This window comes from Rhizobium redzepovicii, from assembly GCF_019793435.1.
In the GTDB taxonomy this organism is placed as follows: Bacteria; Pseudomonadota; Alphaproteobacteria; order Rhizobiales; family Rhizobiaceae; genus Rhizobium; species Rhizobium redzepovicii.
The window spans coordinates 1-223 of record NZ_JAILYH010000132.1 but is presented as its reverse complement, the minus strand read 5'-3'; the positions used below and the strand labels follow the sequence as shown (position 1 = coordinate 223).

Sequence of the window (223 nt, the reverse complement as noted above, 5' to 3'; positions counted from 1 at the left end):
GCAGGGAGAACGACATTTACCTTTTCCAGCAATAGGGTGGAGATGGATCGAGCAATAGATGCCAGTCGTTCTTGAAAAAGCACCAAATCGTTGAGGGAGAATCCGTTTTTACGCGGCCACGTGCAGCGCGCCAACCCAGATGAGACGATCCCCAGTGCCGGGGGCGACATCGAATGTGCACGTCGCCAGTCTTCCTTCAAAACGTGACGTTTGGCCAGCATCC

The 223-nt window shown here is 54.3% G+C and carries 1 protein-coding gene; it reads right to left on the bottom strand.

Going from position 1 to position 223, the window contains the following annotated elements:
* Positions 1–223, bottom strand: a 223-nt coding sequence (locus K6N12_RS33915) for a hypothetical protein (protein ID WP_222149200.1), incomplete at both ends; no start/stop codon positions are given.